The organism is Burkholderia sp. AU39826, assembly GCF_020419965.1.
In the GTDB taxonomy this organism is placed as follows: Bacteria; Pseudomonadota; Gammaproteobacteria; order Burkholderiales; family Burkholderiaceae; genus Burkholderia; species Burkholderia semiarida.
In genome coordinates this window covers 1-19,260 of the sequence record NZ_JAIZQG010000035.1, presented here as the reverse complement: position 1 = coordinate 19,260, position 19,260 = coordinate 1, and the positions used below count along the sequence as shown (strand labels likewise).

Sequence of the window (19,260 nt, the reverse complement as noted above, 5' to 3'; positions counted from 1 at the left end):
ACCGGCAAAAGCAAAACGGCGGAGCGGCCTCTTTCGAGGCACACTCCGCCGTTTCGCGGCGAACCGTCAGAAGCGCTTAGTGGAGCTTCTTCGGCAGCATCTGGCTGCGCAGGCGCTTGTGCAGACGCTTGACGGCTGCTGCCTTCTTGCGCTTGCGGACTGCGGTCGGCTTTTCGTAAGACTGGCGCTCACGCAGTTCAGCGATCAGGCCATTTTTTTCGATAGCGCGACGAAAGCGGCGAATCGCCACTTCGAACGGCTCGTTTTCTTTCAGAAGAATCGTCGTCATGTCGTTCCTAAATTGCTTAAACGGTCAAAAACGTAGCGGCCAAGCGCCACGCACCGGCCATCCGAGCGTCCCCACAACAGGCGAAACGAGCGGAAATACGGCCTCGGAGGCCGGAAAAGAGAGGCGGAAAGCACCGCGAGTACGCTTCACAACCGCGTGCAGCGCCGCGTTTGACTGCCAGCAGACATGCCGAAAACGGCAAAGGCGTGACAGAAATCTCAATTCAGCCCGCCATCATAGCAGGAAATCACAGACAAAACCATCCTTTTGTTGATCCCGGCTCGTCGCCCCGTGCGACGCGGCCGCGCACGCCGCCCCGCGAGGCCGGCGCACGGTCGGCCGGGAATCGCTGCGGGCCATGCGGGGCGAGGACGTCGCGGCGAACCGCCCCTTCGGTCCCGAATTTCCTTGCGCATCCCTCTAAAGTTTTCGCCGGGTGCCGCCGTCAACCAGGAAAGGCGGGCAGCGCCAGTCGCGATAAAGCGCAACGCCGAAATCAGAACCTGTCTGTATCCCAGGCATTTTCCAAAACGAGGAAGCAAATGCTGAACATCAACACCAACATCCTTTCGCTGACGACGCAGACGAATCTGTCGGGCTCGCAAAGCGCACTGTCGCAAGCAATCAACCGCCTGTCGTCGGGCAAGCGCATCAACACCGCTGCCGACGATGCAGCAGGCCTGGCGATCTCGACGTCGCAAACGGCGGCAATCAATGCGCTGACGCAAGGTGTTGCAAACGCGAACAACGGCATCTCGATGATCCAGACCGCCAACGGCGCGCTGCAATCGACGGTCGACAACCTGCAGCGTATCCGTACGCTGGCGCAACAAGCGGGCGACGGCTCGCTGGATTCGGGCGCTCGCGCGAACCTGCAAGCTGAAGTGTCGACGCGTCTCAGCGAAATCGACCGTGTCGCATCGCAAACGACGTTCAACAGCCAGACCATCCTGGGCGGCGCCGGCAGCGTCACGTTCCAGATCGGCGCAGCAGCGAACCAGGTCGTGACCGTCGACTTCGGCACGGCGAACTGGAACAGCACGGGCATGAGCGTGAACACCCTGAGCGTCGCCACCCAGTCGGGCGCGCAATCGGCGATCACGGCGATCGACGCGGCACTGAAGCAAGTCAACACGTTCCAGGCAACGCTCGGCGCAGCACAGAACACGTTCCAGGCTGCGATCTCGACGACGCAAACCCAGGCAACCAACATGACCGCTGCTCGCTCGCAGATCACCGACGCGGACTTCGCGACGGAAACGGCGAACCTGAGCAAGGCGCAAGTGCTGCAACAAGCCGGTATCTCGGTTCTGGCGCAAGCGAACTCGCTGCCGCAGCAAGTCCTGAAGCTCCTCGGCTAATCGAGCAGCACCCGCGGCGGGCCACGGGCCCGTCCGCCTCCGGGCACGGCGGCGTCGCCATCGGCACTCGATGCGACACCGCCGCAACCGCCCTGATCAGAATTCTCCAGGGAGGCGCGCCTCCCTCTTTGCATTGAACCGCGGCGCCCCGCCGCATCGCGCACGTCGACTGCGCGGACGACCGGAGCAACGGCATGGCCACCACGACCCCCGTCAGCAGCACGGACATCAGCACCATCCTGGCGAATGCAGGTCAATCGATCATCAGCGGCGCGACCAATTCGTCGCTCGACGTCAACACGCTCGTCACGACACTGGTGAACGCGAAGACGGCCGGGCAATTGCAGACCCTGCAGACCCGGCAGACGAACGACAATACGCAGCTGTCCGCCATCGGCCAACTGAAGGGTGCGCTGTCCGCGCTGCAGACCGCGCTCACCGGCCTCTCGAACGGCACCACGCTCAGCAGCCTGGCCGCGACGGCGAGCGGCACGGGCATCACGACGTCGATCAAGAGCGGCAGCGGCGCGGTGGCCGGTTCGTATTCGGTGAATGTCACGCAGCTCGCGACCGCCAACAAGCTGTCGTCGGCCGGCGTGACGGCGGCGGACACGATCTCGGCCGGCTCACTGAGCATCACGTTCGGCAGCAACCCCGCGTTCAACGTCAACGTGGCGGCCGGCGCGTCGCTGTCCGACATCGCGTCGTCGATCAACTCCGCGTCCGGCAATGCCGGCGTCACCGCATCGGTCATCACCGGTTCGGACGGTCAGCATCTCGTGATGCAGTCGAACCTCACCGGTGCGGCCAACACGATCTCGATCACGGGCACGGGCGTCAACTCGAAACTGACGTCGGGGTACACGACGGTCACGCCGGCCGCCGACGCGCAGCTGACGATCGACGGCACGCCGGTGTCGAGCGCGTCGAACAACGTGTCGGGCGCGCTGACGGGCGTCACGCTGGCGCTGTCGCAGGCCGCTGTCGGCACGACGCAAACCATCACGCTGTCGCAGGACACGGCCGCGGCGACGACCGCGATCAACAATTTCGCGACCGCGTATACCAACTTCGTGACTACCGCGAAATCGCTGTCGAGCTACGACCCGACGGCGAAGACCGCCGGCCCGCTGCTCGGCGACGCGATGTTGAACACGATCAGGAACACGCTCGCGACGACGCTCAGCAGCGGCGTCACGACGGGCGGCACGACCTATGCGCTCGGCAGCATCGGCATCAACGTGGACTCGACCGGCGCGATGTCGGTCGACACCGCCGCGCTGACCACCGCGCTCAAGTCGAACGGCTCAGCGGTGGCGGCGATCTTCAACCAGACGAATGGCATCGCCCAGGCGCTCAATGCGAACATCAACTCGTACACGCAGACGTCCGGCCTGATCGACCAGCGCACCAACGCGATCAACGCCGACCTGAAGAGCGTGCAGACCCAGGCGACGCAGCTGCAAAGCTACTCGGACCAGTTGACCAAGCAATACAATGCGCAGTTCACCGCGCTGAACACGCTGATGGCGACGATGGCGAACAACACCCGTTACCTGACCCAGCTGTTCGGCGGCCAGAACAGCGCCGGCGCGCTGGCCAACAACAAGTAAGCCTTGGCCGCACCGCCCCTTCGGAGCCGAACCATGACGAACGACACCCTGTCCCGCGCCTTCGACCTGACCCGTGCCATGCAGTCGGCGGCCGACGCACGCGACTGGGTGCGCGTCGCGGCCCTCGCCGACGAACGCTCGCCGCTGCTGATGAACCTGTCCGGCGAGCAGACGCCAGACGCGCTGGACCGCGTGCGGCAGATCATGGCCATCGACGCGTCGATCACGGAGCATGCGCAGACCGACCGTGACCGCCTGGCCGCGGAATTTGCGCAGTCCCAGGAGCGGATCAAGGCCGCGAGCCAGTACCAGAAAGCCGGCATGCTGTGACCGGCCGGGCGTCTCGCCCGCCGCGCATTTCGAATTAAAAGACGCCGCCAGTCGAGCGGTCCGTTGTCGCCGTACCGTCGAGCCGCTTCAATGCGGCTTTTTTTTCGCCTGCAGGCGGGCGCGCGAGCCGGATCGCGCCGGCCACGCCCGCGTCGGCCGCCCGACGGCCGCCTCGATCATCCCGGGCGGCCGGCCCGACGATGCGCGCGCGGCTTCCCGCCGCGGCGCGATCCCGCTCGTCACGCGTCCCGGGGCGCCATGTCGCCGCCGGCGTAGCGGGCCCACATGCCGTGCAGCGCGTCCTCGAGGTTGCGTGCGAAGCGCGACGCATCGCACAGCGGCGACGCCAGCGCGCGCTCGCGCAGCGTTGCACGCAGCGTCGCCAGCCCGTCGCGGTCGCGCGCGAACGCGACGGCCTTCGCGAGGTACGCCGCCTCGTCTTCCGCGATCCATTCGCCCATGCCCGCCGCGTGCAGCAGGCTCTCGCAAATGTGCGTGACGAACCGGCTGCCCTTCATCCCGAGCACCGGCACGCCCATCCACAGCGCTTCGGCCGTGGTCGTGCCGCCCGGGTACGGGAACGGGCTCAGCGCGATGTCGATGCGGTTGTATGCGGCGAAGTATTCCGCACGCGGCGAGCCGCCTTCGAGGATCAGCCGGTCCGCGCCGATGCCGTGCCGCGCGAAGCGGTCGAGCGTCGCCCGGTTCACGTCGCCGGCGCCGAGCTCATGCGCCTTCAGCAGCAGGCGCGCGTCCGGCAGCGCGTGCAGGATGCGCGACCACAGCGCGACGACCGCGTCGCTGATCTTGATCAGCTTGCCGAAGCAGCCGAACGTGACGCCGCCATGAGCCGCCATCGGCAGCGGGCCGACCGCGACGTCGTACGGCGGCGGCGTGAAGCACAGGTAGCTGTCCGGCAGTCGCCACGGCCGTTCGGTGAAGTGATGCGCCTCGTCGGCCGGCAGCGTATACGCATCGCCGATGAAATAGTCGATCGCGCGGCACCCGGTCGTCGCGAAGAAACCCAGCCAGCTCGCCTGCACCGGCGCGGGCTTGTGCCCGAAGATCGGCAGGCCGCTCCAGTTGGTATGGCCCGCCATGTCGATCAGGATGTCGATGCCGTCGTCGCGAATCAGTTGCGCGGCCTCCTCGCGGCCCAGACTGACCACCTTCTTCCAGCTCGCGAAGTTCGGCCTGAGCCGCGCGGTCACATCGTCCTCGCCGACGAACGTCACATAGGCATGCGGCTCGATGCGCGACCGGTCGATCCGCGCGAGCACGCTTTCAAGGAAGATGCCGACCGGGTGCTGCCGCAGGTCGCCCGACACGAAGCCGACGCGCAGCGGGCGCCCCCGCGCCTGCGCGACGCGCAGCGCGCGGTCGTGCTCGAACGGACGCGCGTCGCGCTCGAGGTGCTCGCCGTAGCGGCGCGCTTCGGCGACCCACTCCTGCGGCTCGAACGCGGGCGAACTCGACATGTTGAACAGCATCCGCGAGTACGCGCGATGCAGGTCGTGCCGGATCGCCGAGCGGAACGCATCCAGCGCGCCGGCGAGATCCCCTTTCGCCCACAGGATGTCGCCGAGCGTCATCTGGACCTTCAGCGGATCGATGCCGAGCTTCCGCGCGATCTCGGTATGCTTCATCGCCTCGTCGAGCTTCTCGAGCCGAAACAGCGCGGCGGCGAGGTTGTGATGCGCGTCGGCATCGTCCGGGTTCAGGTCGATCGCATGCCGGTGGCTCAACTCCGCGGCGGCCAGCAAGTTGAGGTTGTGATACGCGAAGCCAAGGAAGTTGTATGCGTCGGCCAGTTCGGGATCAAGCTCGATCGCGTGCCGGCACACCTGCACCGCCTGCCCGTATTCGCCCTGCTGGTTGCGCAAATCGCCGAGCCATGCCCATGCCCGTGCATGCGCGGGGTCGATCGCGACCGCCTGCTCGAGCAGTTCGAGCGCCTTGTCGAAATCGCCGATGCGCTGCAGCAGCCTTGCCAGTACGCAGTGCGCGTCCGCGTCGCCCGGATCGAGTCCCTCGCGCGCATGGTCGACCGCGCCCCGCAGATCGCCTGCCGCGCGCAGCGTCGCACTCAGCCCCTGGTGCGCGACGCGCAGGCCCGGTTGCAGTGCGATGGCGCGACGATAGGCATCCGCGGCCTCGTCGAATTTCTCCTGCGCATGCAGCGCGTTGCCGAGATTGCAGTACGCCTCCGCGTATTGCGGCTGGTGCGCGACCGCCTTGGCGTAGCTCGCCGCCGCCGCCTCGTGCTCGCCCAGATCCTGCAGCGCGTTGCCGAGGTTGTTGTACGCCTGCGCATAGCCGGGGCGCAGCTCGATCGCGCGCGCGCAGCTTTCCATCGCGGCCGTCGGTTCGCGCGCGTCGCGCAACGCGTTGCCGAGGTTGTTGTGCGCTTCCGGATAGTCCGGCCGCAGCGCCACCGCGCGCCGATAGTGCGCGATGGCGTCGTCGAGCCGCCCGCTTTCGCGCAGCATGTTGCCCAGATTGTTGAAGTACGACGCGTCCGGCCGCTCGACGAGCGATTGCTCCATCAGTGCGAGCCCCGCGTCGTACTGCTTCAACTGGCACGCCAGCAGCCCGAGGAAATGCAGCGCATCCGGCTGGCCCGGCCGCGCGGTGAGGATCGCGTCGTACAGCGTCTTCGCTTCCGCGAGACGCCCCGCCTGATGATGCGCCAGCGCGGACTGCAGCGTGTCGTGGATATCGTTCATGCTTCATGCTCCGAGTTCGTATAGCGTCGCCACATGGCGACGAATGCCGCTTCGAGATGCGCGGCGAACCGGCGCGCGTCGCACAACGGCGATGCGAGCAACTGCGCGCGCAGCCCGGCGCGCAGCGCCGCGAGCTGCTCGCGATCGCGCATCGCCGCGATCGCCTTCGCGACATAGGCGTCCTCGCCGTCAGCGACCCATTCGCCCATGCCCGCCGCGTGCAGCACGCTTTCGCAAATGTGCGTGACGAACCGGCTGCCCTTCATCCCGAGCACCGGCACGCCCATCCACAGCGCTTCGGCCGTGGTCGTGCCGCCCGGATACGGGAACGGGCTCAGCGCGACGTCGATGCGGTTGTATGCGCCGAAGTATTCCGCGCGCGGCGAACCGCCCTCGAGGATCAGCCGGTCCGCGTCGACGCCATGCCGCGCGAAGCGCGCGACGGTCGCATCGCGCACGCCGTCGCGGCCGAGCTCGTGCGCCTTGAGCAGCAGCCGCGCGTCCGGCAGCGTGTGCAGGATGCGGGACCACGCGCGCACGACGTCGTCGCCGATCTTCACGAGCTGGCCGAAGCAGCCGAACGTCGGATGGCCGCTCGCCGCCATCGGCAGCGGGCCGACCTCGACGTCGCAGGCCGGCGGCGTGAAGCACAGGAAGCTGTCCGGCAGCCGCCACGGCTTCTCGACGAAGTGATGCGCTTCGGCATCCGGCAGCGTGTAGCGGTCGCCGATGAAGTAGTCGATCGCGTCGCAGCCGGTCGACGCGAAGAAGCCGAGCCAGCTCGCCTGCACCGGCGCGGGTTTCCAGCCGAACACGGGAAGCCCGCTCGACTGCGTATGGCCCGCGAGGTCGACGAGGACGTCGATCTCGTCGTCGTGAATCATCCGCGCGGCCGCCTCCGGACTCAGCGCGGCGATCGAGCGCCAGCCGTTCGCGTGCGGCTTCAGTTTCGCGGTGATCGCGTCCTCGTCGTCCGTGGTCACGTACACGCGCAGGTCGATGCGCGTGCGCTCGAGGTGCGCAAGCACGCTTTCCAGGAAGATCCCGACCGGGTGCAGGCGCAGGTCGCCGGACACGAAGCCGACGCGCAGCGGCCGCCCTTGCGCGCGCGCGGCCCGCTCGCGCGGATCGTGCACATGGCGCGTCGAACGCGCGGCCACGTGCCGGCCGTAGCGCCGCGCGTCGGCCAGATAGTCGGCGGGGTTCACGCAAGCGGACGCCGCCGCGCTGAACAGCAGCCGGTTCAGCACGGTCGCCGCGACGTCGTCGGCGTCGTCGCGCACCAGCGCAAGCGCATCGCGATACGCGTGGACCGCGGCATCGACGTTGCCCTGCGCGCGCAGGATGTCGCCGAGATTGACGTGCATCAACACGGCCGGCGGGCCGGCCTGCAACGCCTGCCGGCAATACACGAGCGCCTCGTCGAGCCGCTGCAGCTTCAGCAGCACGACGGACAGGTTGTGGCACGCGCCGGCGTCCGCCGGATTCAGCGCGACCGCCGCGCGATGGCACGCTTGCGCGTCGTCGAGCCGGTTCAGTCCGTGGTACGCGTTGCCCGCGTGGTTGTGTGCGTCGCCGAGATTCGGCGCGAGCCGGATCGCGTCCAGCGCATGCGCGAGCGCCTCCGCGCAGCGCAATTGCTTGTGACGCACGGCGCTCAGGTTCGCGTGGGCCATCGCCATCGACGCGTCCAGCTCGATCGCGCGGCCGTAATGCGTGGCGGCGCCGTCGAGGTCGCCCAGATCCTGCAGCGCGTTGCCGAGGTTGTTGTACGCCTGCGCATAGCCGGGGCGCAGCTCGATCGCGCGCGCGCAGCTTTCCATCGCGGCCGTCGGTTCGCGCGCGTCGCGCAACGCGTTGCCGAGGTTGTTGTGCGCTTCCGGATAGTCCGGCCGCAGCGCCACCGCGCGCCGATAGTGCGCGATGGCGTCGTCGAGCCGCCCGCTTTCGCGCAGCATGTTGCCCAGATTGTTGAAGTACGACGCGTCCGGCCGCTCGACGAGCGATTGCTCCATCAGTGCGAGCCCCGCGTCGTACTGCTTCAACTGGCACGCCAGCAGCCCGAGGAAATGCAGCGCGTCCGGCTGGCCCGGCTGCGCGGTGAGGATCGCGTCGTACAGCGTCTTCGCTTCCGCGAGACGCCCCGCCTGATGATGCGTGAGCGCCGCCTGCAATGCCTGTCCTGTTCCGTCCATCTCGTCTGCTCTGCTCAATAGGGATGCGGTGCGCGTCCGAAGTCGATCAGCCTGCCGCCGTGCCCGATCGTCACGGCCGGCGCCGCCATCCTGTCGCGCGCCATCCCGACGACGGCGTCGCGCACGCGCCGCCGGTCGGAACGACGATCACGCCGGCCGGCGCGATGTTCGGCGCGACGGGCGCCATGTTCCGCTGCCGCCGCGTGGAAATACCCCCGCACGTCACGTCGTGCGCGGCCTCACACGGATGCGCCCGCCGCGGCTTCGACGTGCTGCGCCCACATGCCGTGCAGTGCGTCCTCGAAGTGGCGCGCGAAGCGGGGCGCGTCGCACAGCGGCGACGCGAGCACCTGCGCGCGCAGCGTCGTGCGCAGCGCCGCCACCCCGGCGGGCTGGCCGACCTGCGCGACGGCCTTCGCGACATACGCGTCGTCGTCGTCCGCGATCCACTCGGGCAGCCGCGCCGAATGCAGCAGGCTCTCGGCGATGTGCGACAGGAAGCGCTCGCCGCGCCGGCAAAGAACGGGCACGCCCATCCACAGCGCTTCTGCGGTCGTCGTGCCGCCCGGATAGGGGAACGGGCTCAGCATCAGGTCGACGCGCCGGTAGGCGGCCAGGTATTCGGCGCGCGGCGAGCGGCCTTCGAGGATCAGGCGCCGCGCATCGATGCCGTGCGCCGCGAAGCGCGCGGCAAGCGCCTGCTGCTCGCGCGGATCGTCGAGATGCTCCGCCTTCACGAACAGCTTCGCGCCCGCGACCGATTGCAGCACGCGCGACCAGACCGCGACGACGCGAGCGGTGATCTTCGCGAGCTTGCCGAAATAGCCGAAGGTCGGATGGCCGTTCGCGAGCATCGGCAGCGCGCCGACGTCGACAGGCTCGGCCGGCGGCGTGAAGCACAGATAGCTGTCCGGCAGATGCCACGGCCGCTCGGTGAAATGCGCGGCCTCGGCGGGCGGCAGCACGTGACGGTCGCCGATCACGTAGTCGATCGCGCGCACGCCGGTGCTCGCGAAATAACCGGGCCAGCTCGCCTGCAGCGGCGCCGGCTTCCACGCGAACAGCGGCAGGCGGTTGTAGACCGTGTGACCCGCCGCGTCGAGCAGCACGTCGATGCGGTCCGCACGGATGCGCGCGGCCGCTGCTTCGTCGCTCAGGCCGGCAATGCAGGTCCACGTCGCGAAGGCCGGCTTGATGCGGGCGGTCACGTCGTCCTCGACGTCGCGCGTCGGGTACGCATGCATCTCGATCCGGTTCGCGTCGAGATGCTTGAGCATGCTCTCGATGAAATAGCCGACCGGATGCGCCTTCAGGTCGCCCGACACGATGCCGACCTTGAGCGGCCGCCCGGCGCGCGGGGTCAGGTCGACGAGCCAGTCCGTCCACGGCGTCGCGCACCGCGTGACGACTTCGTCGTAGCGCGCGGCCTCGGCGAGATAGGCGTCGTGGTCGAACGCTTCGCTGCAGTGGCTCGCGAACAGCAGGTTGCTGCGCGGCTCCGGCAGCTCGGGGCGCAGCGCCACCGCATGCCGGTAAGCCTCGAGCGCGGCCGGAATCTCGTTCACGTCGAACAGCGCATTCGCAAGGTTGTTGTAGGCCTGGCCGTTGTCCGGCTTCAGCGAGATCGCGTGGCAGAACGCATCGACGGCCGCGCGGGCGTCGCCGGCGAGCCGCAGCGCGTTGCCAAGGTTGTTGTATGCATCGACGTAGTCGGGCCGCAGCTCGATTGCGAGACGGAAGCACTCGGCGGCGGCGGCGTGACGATTGTCCGCCTGCATGACGTTGCCGAGGTTGTAGTAGTACATCGCGTCCGGCCTGATCTCGATCGCCGCCATGATCAGGTCGGATGCCTCCTGATAGCGCCCGTACCGATGGCCGATCAGGCCGAGCAGGTGAAGCGCGTCCGCGTGCCGGGGATCGGTGTCGAGGATCTGCCGGTACAGCGTCTCGGCCTCTTCCAGCCGATCGGCCTGATGGTGTGCCAGCGCCTGTTCGATCGTGGCGGCGGCGGGGGAGGTGGGCATCATGAGCTATGTCGTCCTGGTAGCCAATACGGATTCGAATCGCGGCCGGCTCCGCTGCGTCGGCGCACGCCTTCGCCCGCGGACGCACGCACCGACGGTCTCCGACGTGTCCGAATTCTCCTCGCGCACGCCGCGTTCCAATCTGGCGAGCAAGTGCTGGAATTGGTCGCTATTCCCGCTACTGCGAGCCGCACCCGCGGGTGCCCCGAATTCGCGCCGGACAGCCGCGAATCCATCGAAATGCGGGGTGAAACCACCCGCTAATCCGACATTCGATCCTGGCGGCGCTCGCTAGACTTGATCGCAGAAAGATGTCCGACCTGCGACGCTCGGACGGCTGCGCATTCCGATGCCGCCGCGCCGACGCGCGCTCGTCCGGTCACACCCTTTGTGCCTGGAGCCCTGTGTATGCACGAATCAGCGATCATCACCAACGCAGATGGCGATCAGCTCGCGGCGCGCCGCGAGCTGTTCGACCTGATGCAGACCTACCCCGCGACGCGCGAGGAACTGGAACGGTCGCTCGGCCTGTTCGTGCGCGGCTCGCTCCTCGCACGCATTCTCGCGACCTTCGAGATCTATCAAAAAATCGTGCCGCTGCCGGGCGCGATCCTCGATCTCGGCACGTGGCGCGGACAGACCGCCGTGCTGTGCGAGAACTTCCGCGCGATTCTCGAACCGCTGAACTTCCAGCGCCGCATCCACGCATTCGATACGTTCACGGGCTACACGGGCTTCGCCGAGCACGACACGCGCGACCGCAAGCTGTTCTCCGACGGCACGTACTCGCTGTCCGGCGAGTACGCCGACCTGCTGCGCAAGCTGCTGAACCTGCACGAGCGCAGCAACGCGATGGGGCACGTGCATGACAAGCACCACGTGTGGGAAGGCGATTGCCGCGACACGCTGGCGGCGTTCGACGAAGCGCATCCCGGCGAGATGGTCGCGCTCGCGTGGTTCGACCTGAACGTGATCGAGCCGACCCGGCACGCGTTCGACGCGGTGATGAAGCGGCTGGTGCCCGGCGGCGTCGTCGCGTTCTGGCAGCTCACCCGCGGCGGCCAGCTGCCCGCGGAAGGTATCCACTACCTGCGCGACCTGCTCGGCAACCGTCCGCACCAGATCCACAAGGCAGCGGCCTATCCGTCGCTCTGCTACCTGTCATTCCCCGAAGGCGGGGGCACACGCAAATGAAGATCGCGATCCTCGGCAACGGCATTCTTGGCCTGATGACGGCCCGCGCATGGCAGCAGGCCGACCCGGGCGTCGAGCTCGTGATCGTCGGCCACGCGCATCGGCCCGGCTCGGCCACGCGCGCCGCGGCGGCAATGCTCAATTCGTTCACCGAACTGGAAGGCGATTCGCTCGGCACGCCGATCGACCGCTTCAAGTTCGAACTGAGCCGCGGTGCGACGGCAGCCTGGCCTGCCGTATTCGCCGAAATCTGCACGCCGGAGCGCGCGATCGCATACGGCTTCGGCACTTTCGTGCTGAACAACGCGGCGACCGACGCACTCGACGACGAGAACTTCGCGGCCATGCAGCGGTTCTGCCGCGAATTCGAGGAGCCCTGCGAGGCGGTCGATCCGTCAGGCATCCCGAACTATCATCCGGATCCGCGCTATCGCGCGCTGAAGGCGGTCTTCCTGAAGCGCGAGGGCTGGGTCAATCCGAAACAGTTTCTCGACGCGCTGACCGAGTCGGTCGCACGAGCCGGCAACGTGCGCTTCATCGACGCCGAGGTCGAGCGGCTCGACACCGCGGCCGGACGCGTCACCGGTGCGCGCCTGTCCGATGGCAGCGTGCTCGGCGCGGACCGCTTCATCCTCTGCAACGGCGCCAACGTGACGCGCGTGCTGCAGGCGAGCCTGCCCGAGTTGCCGGTCCAGCGGATGTTCTATGGCATCGGCATGTCGATCGAACTGCAGAGCACGGAGAACGTGCACACGCACTGCGTGCGCACGACCAACCGCGGCCTCGCGTGCGGCGTGTATTCGGCGCCGTACGGGCCTGACCGGACCCTCGTCGGCGCCAGCAACTACATCAGCCCGGTGCCGCACGAGCACGGCCACGCCGGCAGCGCGTACACGCTGCTCAAGTCGGCGATGGACCAGATCAACACCCGCTTCTCGCGCGCGAACCTGGTCAACGTCAACGTCGGCTGGCGGCCGACGACGTCCGACCTGTATCCGCTGTTCGGCGAAACCAGCGTGCGCGACCTGTGGATTCTCGGCGGCACCAAGCGCGACGGCTTCCACCTGTCGCCGGTACTGTGCCGCGATCTCGTCGCGGCGATGCGCGGCGAGCCGATCGATCCGCGCTACGCGGAACTGGCGCCCGAACGCCCGCTGATCCGCAACATGACGCGCGAGGCCGCGATCGCGAAGACGGTGCGCCATCAGATCAATGCCGCGTACCAGCACGACTTCGTGCCGGCGCGCAACCGCATGGTCGACCAGCTCCGGAACGCGATGCGCGCGGACCTGGAGGCGCTGCACGACAAGCTGGGCGCAACGGACTGGGGCATTCCGCCCGAGCTCGTCGACATGTACCGGTACGGCCACATTCCGGCATGAGCGGTGCGACCATGAACCGCGACGCGAAGCGGGTGGCGATCGTCCAGTCCAACTACATTCCGTGGAAGGGCTACTTCGACCTGATCGCCGCCAGCGACGAGTTCATCCTCTACGACGACGCGCAGTACACGCGCCGCGACTGGCGCAACCGCAACCAGATCAAGACGCCGCAGGGCGTGCAATGGCTGAGCGTGCCGGTGAAGGTGAAGGGCAAGTATCACCAGTCGATCCGCGAAACCGAGATCGACGGCGCCGACTGGGCGCCGCTGCACTGGAAGGCCCTGCAGCAGAACTACGCGCGCGCGCCGCACTTCGCGCGCTATGCGGACGAGCTCGAGGCACTCTACACCGGCCGCACCTACGGGATGCTGAGCGAGCTGAACGTCGCGATGCTGACGTGGGTCCTCCGGCAACTGGAGATCGGCACGCGCGTGTCGTCGACGTCGGACTATGCGCTGCACGGCGACCGCACCGAGAAGCTGCTGAACCTGTGCGTGCAGGCGGGCGCGACCGAGTACCTGTCCGGCCCGGCCGCGCGCAGCTACCTCGACGAGAACCTGTTCGCCGATGCCGGCATCGCGGTGCGCTGGTTCGACTATCCGGCCTATCCCGAGTATCCGCAGCAGTGGGGCGATTTCGTCCACGGCGTGACGGTGCTCGACGTGCTGTTCAACTGCGGTCCCGAAGCGCGCCGGTACGCGCTGACCTCGAAAGATTGAGGTGATGTCCATGAGCGAATCCCGGCATGCGAGCCTGCTGGAAGAAGTGGCCGCGTACTACAGCGCGCGGCTGGCGGAGCACGGCGCGACCGCGCGCGGCGTCGACTGGAACGGCGAATCCGGCCAGTTCCTGCGCTTCGAACAACTGACCAGAATCCTGCCCGCGTCCGGCGGACACTCGGTGAACGATATCGGCTGCGGCTACGGCGCGCTGGTCGATTTCCTGAAGGCGCGCGCGCTGCCGGACGGCTTCGCGTATGCGGGCTACGACATCTCGTCCGACATGGTCGACGCCGCGCGGCAGCGCTACCGCGACGACGCGAACGTCGCGTTTCATGTCGGCGCGCAGCCGCAGGCCCCGTCGGACTACGGGATCGCATCCGGCATCTTCAACGTCAGGCGCGGTCACGGCGACGACGCGTGGCTCGACTACATCCACGCGACGCTCGACACGCTGCACGCGACGAGCCGGCTGGGCTTCGCGTTCAACTGCCTGACGTCGTATTCCGATCCGCCGTTCATGCGCCCGGACCTCCTGTACTACGCGGACCCGTGCGCGCTGTTCGATCGCTGCAAGCGCCGCTATTCGCGCCACGTCGCGCTGCTGCACGACTACGGCCTGTACGAATTCACGATTCTCGTCCGCAAGGACATCTGAGCGGTGCCGCGCGCAAGCTGCGCGGCCGAACGTCCCACCCTTACCGCGGAGCCTGACCATGTTCGGCCCACCCAATCTCGACAGCATTCCGTTCGGCCGCCCGTTCGTGGTCGGCAAGGAGCTCTACTACATCGCGAAAGCGGTCGAGCAGGGCGGCCTCGCCGGCGACCAGGCGTTCACGAAGCTCTGCCACCGCTGGCTGGAAGCGCGCATCGGCTGCCAGCGCGCGCTGCTCACGCACTCGTGCACGGCCGCGCTCGAGATGGCCGCGATCCTCGCCGACGTGCAGCCCGGCGACGAAGTGATCATGCCGTCCTACACGTTCGTGTCGACCGCCAACGCGTTCGTGCTGCGCGGCGCGACGCCGGTGTTCGTCGACATTCGCCGCGACACGCTGAACCTTGACGAGACGCAGATCGCCGCCGCGATCACGAAGCGCACGCGCGCGATCGTGCCGGTGCACTACGCGGGCGTCGCATGCGACATGGACGTGATCGGGCAGCTCGCGGCGGACCATGACCTGTGGGTGATCGAGGACGCCGCCCAGGCGCTGCAGTCCACGTGGAACGGCAAGCCGCTCGGCGGCCTCGGCCACCTCGCGTGCCTCAGCTTCCACGAGACCAAGAACGTAATCTCGGGCGAAGGCGGCGCGCTGCTGGTCAACGACCCGCGCCTCGTCGAGCGCGCGGAGATCATCCGCGAGAAGGGCACCAACCGCAGTCAGTTCTTCCGCGGGCAGGTGGACAAGTACACTTGGGTCGACGTCGGCTCGTCGTTCCTGCCGGGCGAGCTGATCGCGGCGTTCCTGTACGCGCAGTTCGAGCACGCGGACGTGATCACCGCGCAGCGGCGCGCGACCGTGCAGCGCTACCAGGACGCGCTGCAGCCGCTGCACGCGGACGGGCTGATCGAGCTGCCCGCGATTTCGCTCGCCGAGCGCGGCAACGGCCACATGTTCTATTTCCTCGCACGCGACCTCGCCGAACGCACCGCGCTGCTGCAGCAGATCCGCGCGGTGGGCGTGAACGCCGTGTTCCACTACGTGCCGCTGCACAGTTCGCCGGCCGGCCAGCGCTACGGGCGCTGCGGGTCCGGCATGGCGGTGACGGACCTCGTCGCCGACCGGCTCGTCCGGCTACCGCTGTACCACGACATGACCGAAGCCGAACAGGATCGCATCCTCGACGTGGTCTTCGATTTCTACCGCACCCGATAACGATGACGATTCCCCAATCTGGCCTGGCGCACGGCGGTTCGCGCATCTTTACGCGACTCGACCACCCGTACTACATACTCGCGCCGAATTTCCGGCAAACCTCCGGCGGGATCCGCGCGATGCACTACCTGTGCCACGTGCTGAACCTGCTCGGCCACGAAGCGTACGTCTGCACGCCGGTCGTGCATCCCGACCTGCGCACGCCGCCGCTGACCAACGACATCGTGCAGGCGCACGCCCGCGCGAATCGCAGCCCGATCGTCGTCTACCCGGACGTCGTCACCGGCAATCCGTTCAATGCGCGCTGCGTCGTGCGCTACCTGCTGGCCGAGCCCGGCCGCATCAACGGCGAACCGATCGCCCTGCAGCCGGACGACCTCATCTTCACGTTCGGGCCGTCGCTGGTGCCCGAAGAATGGAACGCGGACCTGCTGCGCATGCCGCTGGTCGACACGCGCATCTTCAACAGCGACGGTGTCGACGACGCCCGCCGCAACGGCACGGCCGTCTTCATCAATCGCCACCTGCGGCGCGGCGGCACGCTGCATCCGGTCACCGCCGAGTCGATCGAAATCTCGACCCGCGTGCCGGAACGTTCGGCGCACGAACTCGCGGCGCTGTTCCGACAGGTCGAGTGCTTGTACACGTACGAATGGTCCACCGCCGTGTTCGAAGCGCTGCTGTGCGGCTGCCCGGTCGTGTGCATCATGAATGACGCGTCGCTGTCGGAGCCGACCCGGTGGGTGATGGACGGCAAGGGCATCGCGTGGGGGCTCGACGAACACGAGATCGCCCACGCGAAGGCCACGGTTCACGAAGCGCGCAGCGTCTACCTGAAGGAAGAGGAGACGTTCTGGCAGCAGTTGCAGAACTTCGTCGAGCGAACCCAGGCCCACGCGGACAAGCTCGATGCGCGGGCCGTCGCGCCGGGCGCTGCCTCCCGGGAACAGGCCGCGTCCGCGCCGCGCTCGTGCATCGCGGTCGTCACCGCCGAACCGGCCGACCACGCGCGCGCCAGCCTGCGTTTCGCGCAGCCGTTCGCGCGGCTGGACCGCGAATGGGCACTGACGTTCCCTGTCACGCCAGCCGGCATCGATCCCGACGCGCTGCAGCGCGCGGACCTGATCGTGCTGCAGGGCGACACGCCGGGCCTGCTGTCCGCCGCCACGCTGGAACACCTGTTCTCGCTCGGCAAGCCGGTCGTCCTCGAGATCGACGCGCCACTCGACACGCTGCTCGCCGACATCCCCGGCGCGGCCGACAACGCGCGCCGCAAGGCGGGCATCCGCAGCGCCGTGCAGCGCGCGCATGCGCTCGTCGTGCCGTCGGAAACGCTGGTGCGGGAATACCGTCACGTCAACGCATCGGTCCACGTGCTGCCGACCGGCGTCGATCTCGAACGTCTGCACCGCGCGGCGCCCGGCGTGCGCGACCACGTGAACCTCGCGGTTTCCGGCACCGATCTCGACGGCGTGCGTCTCGAGCAGGTCCGCCTGGCGCTGGCCGAGCTGCGCCGCCGGTTTCCGGGGAAGCTCCGGGTGTCGTTCGTCGGCGCGGCGCTGCCGGCCGGCTGGGACGGTGAACCGGACGTCACGCTGATCGCGGAGCCTGCCCCTTACGACAGCTACGCCGACGCGCTGAAGCGCGCGGACCTCGACATCGCGCTGGTCGCGGCGCCGGTCACGTTGCGCGACGATGCGCCGCCGCGCGCATGGCTCGAATGTTCGGCGGCCGGCGCGGCCACGGTGCTCGTCGCCACGCCGGCCGAAGGCTGCCCGATTGTCCACGGCCGCACGGGCTGGCTCGTCGCCGACACCGCCGACGCGTGGGTCGACGCGATCGCGCACCTGATCGAGCATCCGCACACCCGCGCGCAACTCGCCGCGGCCGCGCAGGATGCAATCGGCGCGCAGCACGACATCGGCCGCAACGCCGCGCGCCACGGTGCGCTGTACGCGCGGCTGCTGGCGGAGAACCGCACGCTGGCGCCCGTCGCCGCGACCGCGGACGCCGCACCGCGCCGCAAGCGCCTGATCGTGTATTCGATCGATCCGGACGCATGCGCGTCGTCGCGAATTCGCCTCACGCTGCCGTTCGGTCTGCTGAGCGACGAATGGGAACTCGTCCCGGGCATCCGGGACGGCCAGATCGACAGCAGCGTGCTGGCCACGGCCGACGCCGTCCTGCTGCACCGGCTGACGCCCGGCCTGCTGACGGGCAACGACCTGTACACGATCTTCAAGCATGAAAAGCCGGTGATCTACGAGACCGACGACCTGCTGACCGACCTGCCGCCCGCGCATCCGCTCGCCGCGCAAGGCGGGATGGCCCGCGCGGGGATCGAGCTCATGCTGCGCAACGCAGACGCCGTGATCGTATCCACGCCGTTCATCGCCAGCCGCTACCGGCTGTCGCACCCGCGCGTTCACGTGCTGCCCGACAGCGTGGACTTCGACCGGTTCTACCGCCCCGTGACGGCGCGCGACGACGACTGCGTGACGATCGGCATCGCCGGTGCGTCGCTGCGCGCCGACAACTTCGCGCTCGTCGACGCGGCGCTGCACGCGATCTGCGCACGCCATCCCGGCAAGGTCAAGGTGAGTTTCGTCGGCGCGGACGTCCCGCCGGGCTGGGCCGGCCACCCGGCCGCCGGGTGCGAGCCCGAGCTTCACGACTACGACGCGCACGCACGGCGCCTGCCGGAACGGCGCTGGGACATCGCGCTGCTGCCGCTCGCCGACCATGACTACAACGCCTGCACGAGCACGATCCAGTGGCAGGAATACGCGGCGGCCGGCATCGCGTCGATCGTCAGCGACCGGCCAGCCTATCGCTTCGCGCTGCACGACGGCTGCGACGGCCTGCTGGTCCAGGATGCGCCGCAGGCGTGGGTCGACGCGATCGACCGGCTGATCGCGAATCCGGCGCTACGCCGCGGGCTCGCGCGCACGGCGCAGGCGAAGGTCCGCAAGCATCACGCGCTGCAGCAGGCGCTGCCGCGCTATCGCCATGTGTATCAGCAGTGCATCGACAAAGGCGCGGTCGGCAACCCGCCCGGCCGGCCGGATGCGCCGATCGCCGGTGCGCTGATCCTGGATGCCGAAGGCGACCTCGACAAGGTCCGGCTGAGCCTGCAGGAAATCGCAAGGCGGCCGGAACAGGATCTGCTGGCGGTCGTGCTGACGACGTCGCAGGCGCCGCTGCCGGAATGGACCGACAAGGTGCGCTACCTGCACGCGCCCGCGCACGAGTACACGGCCACCGTCGAGCACCTCTGCGCACTGCCGGCGTTCGACTGGACGCTGATCGTCGAGGCGGGGGACGGGCGCGCTGCGCAGGCACGAACGCCTGCGGATGCCGCGATCGCGTAGTTCGGCGCGCGCCGTGCCGCTTGCCTGACGCCGGCGGCACGGCGCGCTATCCCGGCGGCGCGCGCTGTGCTCAGTTGCTCGAACAGCCGCCGCAACTGCTCGAGCTGCATGAGCTCGACGAACTGCAAGAACTCGAACTGCTGCTGTCCCCGGCGGCCAGAGCCAGCCTTTGCGCTGCAACG

At 68.3% G+C, this 19,260-nt stretch carries 13 protein-coding genes; 9 read left to right on the top strand and 4 right to left on the bottom strand.

Features of this window, described 5'->3' with window-relative positions:
- Positions 1-76: 76 nt before the first annotated feature.
- Complete coding sequence (gene rpsU, locus LGM42_RS32075) at positions 77-289, bottom strand: 30S ribosomal protein S21 (protein ID WP_006401410.1); 213 nt, start codon at positions 287-289, stop codon at positions 77-79.
- 542 nt (positions 290-831) lie between these two features.
- Between rpsU and LGM42_RS32070 the strand changes: the two genes are divergently transcribed.
- The 3 genes from LGM42_RS32070 (at position 832) to LGM42_RS32060 (ending at position 3,593) form a co-directional block, all read left to right on the top strand.
- Positions 832-1,650 carry a flagellin domain-containing protein gene (locus tag LGM42_RS32070; RefSeq protein WP_059580654.1) on the top strand — a complete coding sequence of 273 codons (819 nt, stop codon included), beginning with the start codon at positions 832-834 and terminating at the stop codon, positions 1,648-1,650.
- 194 nt (positions 1,651-1,844) lie between these two features.
- Complete coding sequence (gene fliD / locus LGM42_RS32065) at positions 1,845-3,263, top strand: flagellar filament capping protein FliD (RefSeq protein ID WP_226234335.1); 1,419 nt, start codon at positions 1,845-1,847, stop codon at positions 3,261-3,263.
- Positions 3,264-3,296: 33 nt separating this feature from the next.
- Entirely contained in the window at positions 3,297-3,593 is a 297-nt protein-coding gene (locus LGM42_RS32060; protein WP_059580649.1) for a flagellar protein FliT, read from the top strand.
- 239 nt (positions 3,594-3,832) lie between these two features.
- Here the strand turns inward: LGM42_RS32060 and LGM42_RS32055 are convergent, their stop codons facing one another.
- From LGM42_RS32055 to LGM42_RS32045, 3 genes are all read right to left on the bottom strand, one after another.
- Positions 3,833-6,319 carry a tetratricopeptide repeat protein gene (locus LGM42_RS32055; protein ID WP_226234334.1) on the bottom strand — a complete coding sequence of 829 codons (2,487 nt, stop codon included), beginning with the start codon at positions 6,317-6,319 and terminating at the stop codon, positions 3,833-3,835.
- Complete coding sequence (locus LGM42_RS32050) at positions 6,316-8,514, bottom strand: tetratricopeptide repeat protein (RefSeq protein ID WP_226234333.1); 2,199 nt, start codon at positions 8,512-8,514, stop codon at positions 6,316-6,318. The genes LGM42_RS32055 and LGM42_RS32050 overlap by 4 nt, the downstream gene beginning before the upstream one ends.
- 239 nt (positions 8,515-8,753) lie before the next feature.
- Entirely contained in the window at positions 8,754-10,541 is a 1,788-nt protein-coding gene (locus LGM42_RS32045; RefSeq protein WP_226234332.1) for a tetratricopeptide repeat protein, read from the bottom strand.
- Positions 10,542-10,946: 405 nt separating this feature from the next.
- Between LGM42_RS32045 and LGM42_RS32040 the strand changes: the two genes are divergently transcribed.
- From LGM42_RS32040 to LGM42_RS32015, 6 genes are read left to right on the top strand one after another with little or no spacing between them, the layout of a single operon-like run.
- Complete coding sequence (locus LGM42_RS32040; protein ID WP_059638416.1) at positions 10,947-11,732, top strand: class I SAM-dependent methyltransferase; 786 nt, start codon at positions 10,947-10,949, stop codon at positions 11,730-11,732.
- On the top strand, positions 11,729-13,114 hold the full coding sequence (locus LGM42_RS32035; RefSeq protein ID WP_226234331.1) for an NAD(P)/FAD-dependent oxidoreductase: 1,386 nt from the start codon (positions 11,729-11,731) through the stop codon (positions 13,112-13,114). Before LGM42_RS32040 ends, LGM42_RS32035 begins: the two co-directional genes overlap by 4 nt.
- On the top strand, positions 13,111-13,833 hold the full coding sequence (locus LGM42_RS32030) for a WbqC family protein (protein ID WP_089464449.1): 723 nt from the start codon (positions 13,111-13,113) through the stop codon (positions 13,831-13,833). Before LGM42_RS32035 ends, LGM42_RS32030 begins: the two co-directional genes overlap by 4 nt.
- Positions 13,834-13,843: 10 nt before the next feature.
- Positions 13,844-14,491, top strand: coding sequence for a class I SAM-dependent methyltransferase (locus tag LGM42_RS32025; RefSeq protein ID WP_226234330.1), 648 nt, complete (start codon positions 13,844-13,846; stop codon positions 14,489-14,491).
- Positions 14,492-14,549: 58 nt separating this feature from the next.
- Complete coding sequence (gene rffA, locus LGM42_RS32020; RefSeq protein WP_060008829.1) at positions 14,550-15,707, top strand: dTDP-4-amino-4,6-dideoxygalactose transaminase; 1,158 nt, start codon at positions 14,550-14,552, stop codon at positions 15,705-15,707.
- Positions 15,708-15,709: 2 nt separating this feature from the next.
- Positions 15,710-19,078: a glycosyltransferase gene (locus LGM42_RS32015; protein WP_226234329.1), complete on the top strand. Its 3,369-nt coding sequence runs from the start codon at positions 15,710-15,712 to the stop codon at positions 19,076-19,078.
- The last annotated feature ends 182 nt before the right edge of the window (positions 19,079-19,260 follow it).